Annotated in this window: 1 protein-coding gene and 1 pseudogene; one reads left to right on the top strand and one right to left on the bottom strand. The window is 29.0% G+C overall.

The features are described from left to right. Window positions 1–135, bottom strand: a pseudogene (locus tag RMO83_RS09380) (YigZ family protein); the annotation flags it as partial. Between the two features lie 359 nt (window positions 136–494). Here RMO83_RS09380 and RMO83_RS09385 point away from each other — a divergent pair. After that, window positions 495–1,291 (top strand): energy transducer TonB (locus RMO83_RS09385; RefSeq protein WP_310559422.1); only part of this gene is annotated, 797 nt, incomplete at its 3' end.

Below are 1,291 nucleotides of genomic sequence, written 5' to 3' on the forward strand. Positions count from 1 at the left end.
CTTTCGCAAATTCTCGAGTAATGGTTTGACTTCAGTCTCGGATTGAATTGGAAAACCATAACCAAAAAATTTACTATTTTTTTCTTTAAATAAAATTGCTTCGGTAGCTAATTCGAAAGTTTTGTAGGTATCCAAGTTTTAAAATTCTGTTTATAATAAAACAATTAATTTTTATGGCTGTAGTCTAGTTAATATATGATTTTTATTCTAGCCACAGATTTCACAGATTATCACAGATTTTTTTAAAATCGAATATTAAAAATCTTTTAAATCTGTGGCAGAAAGTTTTTATTTGAATATACTTTTTAGACCAGAGCCATTTTTATCTAATTTTTTGTTTATTAACGTTTTTGGCAACTTACAACCTTAAAATAAAAAAATATAGTATTTTTTTTTAAAATTAACACAATATTAGTAATTATCTTGCGTTATCATTAAAAAAACAGCTACTTGCTTATGTAACATCGATACTTAACCCTTAAATTATTTTAATTATGTCAAACCTAAGTATCTTCGACAAAAAATGGCTAGATGTTGTATTCGATGGAAAAAACAAAGAATACGGAGCCTACCAACTGCGCCAAGAAAACCAAAAAACATCTTTGAGAGCTTTTGCTTATGGAACAATGATTGTTTTGTCTTGTATTGGAATTTTTACTTTATCGAGCTTTTTTTCTGCTGATAAATTAACGATTAAAGATGATGAATTTGTAATTCCGTTAATCCTAACAGACATTCGTCCAGTTATTAAAGAAATTGTAATTCCAGAACCAATTATAGAAAAAACAAAAGCTGAAAGAGTTTTTTCTGATGCGGTTGAACTTAAAAGTCCAATTGTAGTAACTGCGAATACTATCACAGAAACAATTGTTGAAAATATAGACAACGGAAAAACATCTAATAATGTTGAATCTGGAACGACAAATAGTTCATTAAAAAATCCAACAAACGGAAATACTAATGAAGTTGTTGCAGTAATAAAAGTTCCGAACAACGACATTAATGATTCAAAAAAACTTGATAAACAACCAACTTTTCCTGGTGGATTAGACAAATTTCGAAATTTTGTAGGCATCAATTTCGAAAAACCAGAATTAGATGAAGAAAAAATATTAACAGTTTTAGTTTCGTTTGTTGTCGAAAAGGACGGCTCGTTAAGCAACATAAAAGCACAAAACGACCCAGGTTATGGTATTGGTCAAGAAGCAATTAGAGTGCTAAAATCATTAAGAACCAAATGGGAACCTGGAATGATAGATGGTGAAAAAGTGAGAACTTTATTCAATTTACC

Source organism: Flavobacterium sp., from assembly GCF_031423415.1.
Lineage (GTDB): Bacteria > Bacteroidota > Bacteroidia > Flavobacteriales > Flavobacteriaceae > Flavobacterium.